This window comes from Pseudomonas sp. 05N434 (assembly GCF_056396965.1).
In genome coordinates this window covers 1-9,641 of the sequence record NZ_JBFTMK010000139.1, presented here as the reverse complement: position 1 = coordinate 9,641, position 9,641 = coordinate 1, and the positions used below count along the sequence as shown (strand labels likewise).

The following is a 9,641-nucleotide window of genomic DNA, read 5'->3' as shown; positions in this document are numbered from 1 at the left end:
GTGTACTCGTCCCATTCGCCGTTCATGAACAGCACTGGCACATTGATTTTCTTTGCCGCGTTCAGGTAGCAGTTGCGGTCGCTGTTGAGCACGCCGCTGATGTGGAAGTGCATCTGCCCGTATTCGTGTTCGGCCAACGAACTGACGTGACGGTGGTTGAAGCGCTTGAACAGCGAAGGCAGGTGTTTGCCGATGGTGCTGTTCACCAGATGGCCGACGCGGTCACCGTCCCGGTTGCCGAGGTAATCGACACCGCGCTGAAGGTAGTCGAGCATGTGCTCGTTGACCACCGGCGAGAACGAGCTGATCACAGCCTTTTCGATGCGCCGTGGCCGGTGGGCTAGGGCGACGAGCGTGGCGGCGCCACCAAAGGAGAACGACAGCACGTGTTCGGCGGCGAAGTGGTCGATCAGCTCCAGGAGGATCTGCCCTTCGATTTCCTTGGTCAGCATTTTCTCATGCAGGTTGTGAGCCTTGGACTTGCCCGCGTAGGGCTGGTCGTAGCACACCACATTGAACTGCGGATAAAGGTTTTTCACGGTTTGGGCAAACGACGCAGTCGTGGACATCGAGCCGTTGACCAGAATGATGGTCTTTTCTGCGGCGTCTGCGCGATAGAACTCCGTGTAAACCCGATACTGACCCTGTATATCCAGCACAGCGATTTCTGGCCTCATGACATAAGACTCCTGGCAAGCGGGTATGCGCGCAAATCAGATTGCACGAGCTTTGTGACAGGTAGGCATACGCCTGGAATTTTTGAAGGCCCATGTCGATCCATTGCACGCCGGTCGACGGGTATTGTTATAAGCGGGCAGTTTGCCGGGGGAAGGCGGAACCTGAGGGTTCTCTGCCGGCAAAAAGTTTCTTAGAGTAGTTTTGGTGACTCATCGGTCACATTTCGCGCCGACGTCCTGATTCAAGCAGGGGTCACGTCATCGCGCAAGTATCTTTCGAAAAATGTTCGACAACTTCTGCTGAGCGGTCGTCGGCTTAGATCAATCGGATCTCTTCGGCGCTCAACGGCCGGTATTCGCCGGGCTTCAGCGCGTCGTCGAGCAGCAGCGGCCCCATGCGTTCGCGGTGCAGGCGCAATACCTTGTTGTCGAAGTGGCCGAACATCCGTTTTACCTGATGATAACGGCCCTCGACGATGCTCAGGCGCGCCGATTTTGCCCCGAGCAAGACCAGTTCGGCAGGCTGGGTTGTGAGGTCTTCGAAGGCGAAGTACAGGCCTTTGGCGAACGTGATCGCGTAGTCGGCAGTGATCTCCTGCTCCGTCTCGACATAGTACACCTTGGGCAGTTTGGTCTGTGGCTGGGTCAGGCGTCGCGACCAGGTGCCGTCGTTGGTGATCAGCATCAGGCCGGTGGTGTTGAAGTCCAGGCGACCGGCGATGTGCAGGTCATCCTTGTCCGCTTCATGGATCAGGTCGAGCACCGTCGGGTGTTGCGGGTCGCGGGTCGCACTGACGCAGCCGGGCGGTTTGTGCAGCATGAAGTAGCGGGCCGGTTTACCGACCTGCAGCACTTCGTCGTCGACTTCCACGCGGCTGAACTCGAGAACCTCGGCGTGAGGGTCGCTGACGATAGTTCCGTCGACTCTGACGCGCTTTTCCACCAGCAACAGGCGTACCTGCTTGCGGTTGAAGCGGGGCAGGTTGCTGAGGAAACGGTCAACGCGCATGGCCAGGGATCGGTGGGAAAAGGGCTGCGTATGTTACGTGATCGGCCAGGCGGTTGCTTGCAACTGCGCCTCGACCCGGGCGCAGGCCGGGCACAGGCAGGACTTGTCACGCAGCTCGGCCGGCAGCGTTTCGAACACCGCCGGGTCGATGCTGACGCCGTAGCACCAGCAGGCACGATCGACGGTTCGTGGGTCGGCCAGGCTGCAGTCGTTGGAAGCGCCACAGGCCGGGCAGAGGTCTGGCTTATTCATGAAAGGGTCATTTGGTAATGGCCGGTTTGCTTGGCCCGAGCTGCGCATGATCGTCCCGCAAGCCGCCATGTGCAAGCTAACGCTCGCACATTCCTGAAGGAGTCTTGCCGGTGATCAGGCGATCAACCCAGGCTTTTCAAATACGCCCGCCACCCGCCCAAATGACTGATTTCCACCGCCCCGTCCAGCCCATACGGCTCACAGATAAACCCGCTCTCCCAACGCCCATCCGCCAGTTGCACCTTGCCCAGTCCCAGTGGAGCAGGAATCCCGGTGAGGAACGACCCCAGCTCACTGCTCGGCAATTCCCAGACTTCCACCGCAATCGCCACGCCGCCCTCTTTAACGCGGACCATGCCGGGGCGATACGGTGGGCCGCCGGCCAAGGCATACAGCTGATAGTCGGGAGAACTCTGAGTTGTTTCTACCAGCCGCGCTCCACGCTGTTTGAGTTGCCAGTTCAGCGCCAGCCCCTCCAGGTGCGCGCCGCAGACCACCAGTCGTGCCCGGTCATTGTGCGCGATGGCGGCCGGTGCGGGTGACGCCAGGCCCTGCTGACGTTGCAGGGCATCTGCCACGCTCAACAGATACTGATCGGTAAACGCGCGACCAAACAAGGTCACGCCCCATGGCAAACCATTGCCCATCAATCCGCTGGGCACGGCGACGGCAGCGTAATCGAGCAGGTTCATGAAGTTGGTGTAGTAGCCCAGTTCCGAGTTGCGCAGTACCGGTTCGGCGGCAAGTTCCGCCAATGTAACCGGACGGCCAATGGTTGGCGTCAGCACGCAGTCGAGGCCCTCCAATACTCTGTCGCACAGCGCCTTCAAGGCTTGCAGTCGGTAGTGGGCGCGGAAGGTTTGCACGCCGGTCACTGCCGGGGCCTTGGCCAGCACGGCACGAATCACTGGCAATACGGCTTGAGGATTTTGCTCCATCAATTTGCCGGCCACGCTGTAACGCTCGGCCACCCATGGCCCTTCGTAGAGCAACCGCGCCGCTTCCAGGAAGGGCGACAAATCCAGTTCGACCGCTTCACCGCCCAGGGCTTTAAGCTGGTCGATGGCGTCGCCAAACAACAACGGGCCTTCAGGGCAGCCGAAGAACGCCAGGTCCTGCGCACGGGGCACACCGAAACGAAACGCGCGCGGCGTGCCGAAGGCCGAGCCGTCATTCCACAGCGGATTGCTGCGGCTGTATTCATCCCGTGGGTCGAGATGAGCGGTCAGTGCCAACAACTGACTGGCTTCCCGGGCTGTGGTCGTAAAGGTCGTGACGCAATCGAGCGTGCGACAGGCCGGAACCACCCCGGCCGTTGAGATCAGCCCTTTGGTGGCTTTCAAACCGACCAGATTGTTCAGCGCCGCCGGTACGCGCCCGGAACCTGCGGTGTCGGTGCCCAGGGCAAAACTCGCCACGCCGAGCGCCACCGCCAGTGAAGAGCCGGCGCTGGAACCGCCCGACGGATATTCCGGCAACACGCTGTTCGGGCAAGCGCCATACGGCGAGCGGCTGCCGTTGAGGCCGGTGGCGAACTGGTCGAGATTGGTCTTGCCCAGCGGGATTGCACCCAGCGCCAGCAGTTGCTCGACGATGGTCGCCGAACGCTCCGGCACGTAGGCAAACGCCGGGCACGCCGCCGTGGTCGGAATGCCCGCCAGATCGATATTGTCCTTGATCGCGAACGGCACGCCGTACAGCGGCAGGCTGCCTGGGTCACGACCATCGAGGGCGGCGAGGTACGGTTCCAGTTCCTCGGCGCTGAGTAAATGGATGAACAAGTGATAGTCCGGGTTCAGCGCCGCGGCTTTTTCCCGCAGGCTCGGCAGCAATTGCCGAGGCGTGATGTGGCCGTCACGGTAAGCGTTGCGCAGGGCGTCGAGTTGCAGATTGATGTTCATGGTTCAGATCCTTGTTGAAATGGCTTCAGTCGAGTTCCAGCACCACGACGCGCTGTCCGGCGCGCACTGGCGAACCCGGTTGCACACGAATCTCGCGCACCACACCGGCCATGGGCGCGAGCAGCGGGATTTCCATCTTCATCGACTCCAGAATCACCAGCACATCACCGGCGACCACTTGGCTGCCGACCTCCACCTGAACCTGCCAGAGGTTGCCGGCGATGTGGCTGTCGATGCTCTGCTGACCGTCGGCCAACAGCGCCTCTTCGGTCACTTGCGGCGTCGGTTCTTCACTGTCGAAATGCGCCTGACCGCTGGCGATCCAGCGCTCGCGCTCGGCGTTGAACGCACCTTTTTGCTGATCTCGAAACGCCGCAATGCTGTTGGCTTCCTTCGCCAGAAACGCCTGGTAATCCGCCAGGTTCAACTGACTGTGCTCGATGTTCAGAGCGAAGCGCCCGAGCGGGAAATCCCGTCGAATGCGCAGCAGTTCATCGGCGCTTACCGGGTAGAAGCGGATTTGATCGAAGAACCGCAACAGCCACGGTTTGCCATCGAACGCGGCGACCTCGCGGTAGCGATTCCACATCTGCAAGGTCCGGCCGACGAATTGATAACCACCGGGGCCTTCCATGCCGTATACGCACATATAGGCGCCACCGATGCCCACCGAGTTTTCAGCGGTCCAGGTGCGGGCCGGGTTGTATTTGGTGGTGACCAGACGATGCCGTGGGTCGAGCGGSGTGGCGACCGGMGCGCCGAGGTAGACATCGCCCARCCCCATCACCARATAGCTGGCGTCGAACACCGTGCGCTGCACTTCGTCGAGGTTCGGCAGATCGTTGATGCGGCGGATGAACTCCAGGTTGCTCGGGCACCATGGGGCGTCCTTGCGCACGGTGGTCATGTATTTCTCGATGGCCAACTGGCAGGCCGGGTCATCCCACGACAGCGGCAGGTGCACGATGCGTGAGGGAACCTGCAAGTCTTTGGCGGCGCACACGGCGTCCCACTCACCGGCGACGATGCCCAGCAGATCGGCAAGCGGCAGTTGCTCCGGTTGGTAATGCACCTGCAGCGAACGGATGCCCGGCGTCAGGTCGATCACCCCGTGCAGCTGTTTGCTTTCCAATGCCTGCATCAGCGCGTGGGCGCGGAAGCGCAGTACCAGGTCCAGTTCCGGTGCGCCGATTTCCAGTAACAGGTGAGTATCCCCCGACAACCGGGCGACCAACCGTGTATCTCCCTGGCCGATATCCAGCATCACAGGCGACACAACCCCCTGTGGGAGCTGGCTTGCCTGCGATGAGGCCCGATCAGACACCGCATCAACTTCATCGCAGGCAAGCCAGCTCCCACAGGAATCCCATTTCAAGGCGAGGTTACGGGAGGTCTTGAGATCGACCGGCAAAAACTGCACCTTGTCTCCAGCCTTGAGCTGCCCGAGCTGCCAAAGATCCGCTTCGATCACCGTCACCGGGCAGACGAACCCACCGAGGCTCGGACCATCGGGACCGAGGATCACCGGCATATCACCGGTGAAATCCACCGCGCCAATGGCGTACGGATTGTCGTGAATGTTCGACGGATGCAACCCGGCTTCGCCACCGTCGGCCCGAACCCATTCCGGCTTCGGCCCGATCAGCCGCACACCGGTGCGGCTGGAGTTGAAATGCACTTCCCATTGAGTGGCGAAGAAGGTGCCGATGTAGTGTTCGGTGAAGTATTCCGGCGCGCCATGGGGGCCGTAGATCACCCGAATTTGCCGCACGGCCGGCAACTCGGTGACCTGCTCATCAGGCAATTGAACACCCGCGCTACGGTCGATCAAGGCTGGCACATGCAACACGTCCCCGGCACGCAACGCACGACCGCCATGGCCACCGAACTGACCGAGGGTGAAGGTACTTTTGCTGCCCAGGTAATCCGGTACTTGCAGGCCGCCGCGCAGGCACAGATAGCTGCGAGCGCCTGCACCGGCGATTGTGCCGAGATGTACTGTGGCCCCGGCCGGAATCAGCAGCGCGGTGTTCATCGGTGCCGCTTCGCCGTTCAGCRTCAATGGAATCTGCGCACCGGTCACCGCCACAACCGCATCACAATTGAAGCGCAGCATCGGCCCGCTCATGGTGATTTCCAKGGCCGCTGCGCCTTCATCGTTACCCAGTAAAAGATTACCCAAACGCAATGCACGACTGTCCATCGGCCCCGACGGCGGCACGCCCACCGCCCAGTAACCAAGACGCCCCGGATAGTCCTGAACGCTGGTCTGGGTGCCGGCGCTGATCACCTCGAAGGTGTTGGCCTGGTAGACCAGCGCTTCCAGACAACGGGTCCATGGCTGGCCGCTGGCAAAGGGCACATCGAGCAGAATCTGTCGCAGGTAATCGCGGTTGGTTTCCACGCCGTACAGCAGGCTGTCGCCCAAGGTTTGGAGCAGGTCAGCGCGGGCTTCTTCGCGAGTCGGCGCCCAGCGGATGACCTTGGCAATCATCGGGTCGAAGTACGGCGGGATCTCGCAACCGGCCTCGACCCACGTGTCGATGCGCAGGTGTTTGCCATCGGCGACGAGGAAACTTACCGCCGTCAGCAGGCCGGGGCTCGGTTGAAAATCGCGCCCCGGATCTTCGGCGTAGAGCCTTGCCTGGATCGCGTGGCCGTTGGCTTTCAAGCCTTGGCTCAATGCGTTCAATGGCGGTAAATCTCCGGCCGCCAGTTCCACCATCCAGCGCACCAGATCCACGCCCCACACTTGCTCGGTGACACCGTGCTCCACCTGCAAACGGGTGTTCACTTCAAGAAAATAGAAACGCTGGGCGTCACTGTCGAAGACGAACTCCACGGTGCCGGCGCTGCGGTAATTCACTGCCTTGGCGAGTTTGATCGCGGCAAGGCAGAGCGCTTCGGCCATGCCGTCGGGCAGGTTGGGTGCCGGGGTTTCTTCAAGGACTTTCTGGTTGCGCCGCTGCACCGAACAGTCGCGCACGCCGAGGGCAATCACCTCGCCCTGGCCGTCGCCGAACACCTGCACTTCCAGATGTCGCGCGCGCTGGATGTACTTCTCGATGAACACACCGGCGTCGCTGAAGTTGTTCTGCCCGAGGCGTTTGACCGCTTCGAAGGATTCGCCCAATTCGGCGGCGCTGCGGCACACGCGCATACCGATGCCGCCACCGCCGGCGGTGCTTTTGAGCATCACCGGGTAGCCGACCTGTTCGCCAGCGATCAATGCTGCGTCAAGGCTGTCGAGCAGTTCGGTGCCTTCGAGCATCGGCACACCGTGTTGTTTGGCCAGGGCGCGGGCGGTGTGTTTGAGGCCAAACACGCGCAGTTGCTCAGGCGTGGGGCCGATGAAGGCGATATCGGCTGCTTCGCAGGCCTCGGCGAACGCGGCGTTTTCCGAGAGGAATCCGTAGCCGGGATGGATCGCCGTAGCGCCGGTGGATTTGGCGATGGCGAGGATTTTGTCCACGGCAAGGTAAGTGCCGACCGCGGCGCCTTCACCCAGGCTGTGAGCTTCATCGGCTTGCAGGATATGCAGGCTGGCGGCGTCGGCTTCGGAGTAAACGGCGACGCCCTTGACCTGCAACTCTCGCAGGGTCCGCAGAATGCGGCAGGCAATGGCGCCACGGTTGGCGATGAGGACTTTTTCGAACATGGCATAACCCCTGGAGGCGATAGCGCATCAGCCTCGACCTGGGATGCGGGCCGTCCCGCAGTTTTTCGAGATGCACCCGGGCCGTCCCGGATGAACAAAATTCACGCTTTTTTGTGGCGAGGGAGCTTGCTCCCGCTCGGCTGCGCAGCAGTCGCAAAACCTGCTGCTGTGGTCCGTCAGACATAGCGCGATAGCAGGGTTTGGGGCCGCTTCGCGACCCAGCGGGAGCAAGCTCCCTCGCCACAGGGATCAGCGTTGTTTGAGGCACTGGCCGGAGCGGGCCTGACACAGGGCAAACAACCACCGCCGCAAACGCGCAAGTTTCAGTTCCATACCAAAAGCTCCGCAGGCGTGGGGTTGTAGGCGTTGCACGGGTTGTTCAGTTGCGGGCAGTTGGAGATCAGCACGATCACGTCCATCTCGGCGCGCAGGTCGACGTATTTGCCGGGCGCTGAAATCCCGTCTTCAAACGTCAGCCCGCCATCGGCCGTCACCGGCACATTCATGAAAAAATTGATGTTCGGCCCGATGTCGCCCTTGCCCAGGCGCCCGTCGTGGGCGCAGGCGCGCAGGTAGTTGTCGCGGCAGCTGTGCATGTAGCGTTTTTCCAGGGCGTAACGCACGGTGTTGCTCTCTTGCGCGCAGGCACCGCCGAGGGTGTCGTGACGCCCGCAGGTGTCTTCGACGATGGTCAGCATTGGCTTGCCGAGGTTGGAATAGAGCACGCTGCCGGTGCTCAGGTAGACGCTGTTCTGCCGACGCAACGTGCGTTGCACGTCATAGCGTTCCTTGGGATTGGCAAGGCTGTAGAACAAAGTGTCGACCGCCTGATTGCCTTCCAGGTCGAGGATACGCAGGGTCTGGCCGGCCTTGACCTCCATCAGCCAGGGTTCACCGGCGGCGATGGTGGCGCGGTAGACCGCTGTTTCCGGTTGCTTGTGGGCGGTGGCGATAGCGAGTGACATGGCAGCGATCCTCAGGCGAACAGACGGTCGGTGTTGATGAAGCCGCGCTCGTTTTCCGGGCGCGAGGTGCGGCAGTGTTCGGCGACGCTGGCATCGGCGTTCATCCAGCTCAGCTTCAGCGGTTTCGGTGCGTATTCCGGCGACGGATCCATCGGGTGTTGCAGGGCAGTGAGCACCACCAGAGTGTCCATCGGTGCGTACAGTTCGATGTAATCGCCAGCCTTGGAATTGCCTTCGACGAAGTGGAAACGGCCGGCCTCATCGACGTTCACACGGCTGAATAGATTGAGCGTCATCAGCAGGTCGGACAGGCCCAGTCCCCACTTGCCCAGCTCCACCAACAAGTTGTCGGTGCCGTTGCGGAAGAAACCGTTGCGCAGCTCTTGATAGCGGCCCTGGCCATATTTTTGTGCGACTTCTTCAGCGCAGAGCACGCCGCCGAGGCTGTCGCTCCAGCCACAGGTGTCGGCGGTGATGGCCGCCAGCACGCGGCCCATGTCCGAGTACAGGCAATGGCCGGTGGTGAGCTTGGCGGTGTGTTGGCATTTGAGGCTGTCGGGCAGATTCAGGCGTTCGGTTTTTTCGTTGGCGTTGAGCAACGTCAGGCTGACGTTGGCACCGCCGCGCAGGTCGGTCAGGCGCAGCAATTGGCCGCGTCTCAGGACGAATGAACGATGGCCGCCGCCGGGGAGCATTTCTTCGGCGAACGGCGGGAACAGTTGGGTCGAATCAGTCATGTGCAGATTCCTCTAAGCGATACGAAGCGTGCCTGCCAACTGAGCTGGCAGGGCGTCGACGGCGGCGCGGTTGGCGCGGCGGTCGCTGTTCAAAGGGATGTCGTAGGTGATGCGTGCGCCATAGGCGCCGGGGGCGTGCGGGTCGACGCGGACCTTGTCGAACACCAGCAAACGGGTGCCGAGACTGAAACCTTCGGACAGGTCGTGGGTGACCATGAACACCGTCAGTTGCGTCTCGCGCCACAGCTCCAGCAGCAGGCTGTGCATGTCTTTGCGGATGCCCGGATCGAGGGCGCCGAACGGTTCGTCGAGGAGCAAGACCCGCGGCTTCATGATCAATGCCTGGGCAATCGCCAGCCGTTGCTGCATGCCACCGGAGAGTTGCGCCGGATACTTGTCCAGCGAATGGCCGAGGCCGACTTTGTGCAGCAACACTGAGGCG

The 9,641-nt window shown here is 61.7% G+C and carries 8 protein-coding genes; all 8 read right to left on the bottom strand.

Annotation, left to right across the window (positions count from 1 at the left end):
* A partial coding sequence (locus AC1DLB_RS11500) for an alpha/beta fold hydrolase (protein ID WP_477785025.1) occupies positions 1 to 677 on the bottom strand: 677 nt, incomplete at its 3' end.
* A 316-nt stretch (positions 678 to 993) separates the two neighbouring features.
* Positions 994 to 1,686 (bottom strand): pseudouridine synthase, encoded by a 693-nt coding sequence (locus AC1DLB_RS11495; RefSeq protein ID WP_477743385.1) that lies wholly within the window; start codon positions 1,684 to 1,686, stop codon positions 994 to 996.
* 33 nt (positions 1,687 to 1,719) lie between these two features.
* Entirely contained in the window at positions 1,720 to 1,938 is a 219-nt protein-coding gene (locus AC1DLB_RS11490; RefSeq protein WP_018926806.1) for a cysteine-rich CWC family protein, read from the bottom strand.
* A 122-nt stretch (positions 1,939 to 2,060) separates the two neighbouring features.
* Entirely contained in the window at positions 2,061 to 3,839 is a 1,779-nt protein-coding gene (gene atzF / locus AC1DLB_RS11485; RefSeq protein ID WP_258612585.1) for an allophanate hydrolase, read from the bottom strand.
* Between the two features lie 25 nt (positions 3,840 to 3,864).
* Positions 3,865 to 7,497, bottom strand: coding sequence for an urea carboxylase (gene uca, locus AC1DLB_RS11480; protein ID WP_477785024.1), 3,633 nt, complete (start codon positions 7,495 to 7,497; stop codon positions 3,865 to 3,867).
* 323 nt (positions 7,498 to 7,820) lie between these two features.
* Positions 7,821 to 8,462 (bottom strand): urea amidolyase associated protein UAAP2, encoded by a 642-nt coding sequence (locus AC1DLB_RS11475; RefSeq protein ID WP_018926803.1) that lies wholly within the window; start codon positions 8,460 to 8,462, stop codon positions 7,821 to 7,823.
* A gap of 11 nt (positions 8,463 to 8,473) precedes the next feature.
* On the bottom strand, positions 8,474 to 9,199 hold the full coding sequence (locus tag AC1DLB_RS11470; RefSeq protein WP_064619763.1) for an urea amidolyase associated protein UAAP1: 726 nt from the start codon (positions 9,197 to 9,199) through the stop codon (positions 8,474 to 8,476).
* A 12-nt stretch (positions 9,200 to 9,211) separates the two neighbouring features.
* Positions 9,212 to 9,641: ATP-binding cassette domain-containing protein (locus AC1DLB_RS11465; RefSeq protein WP_477785023.1), on the bottom strand; the 430-nt coding region annotated here is incomplete at its 5' end.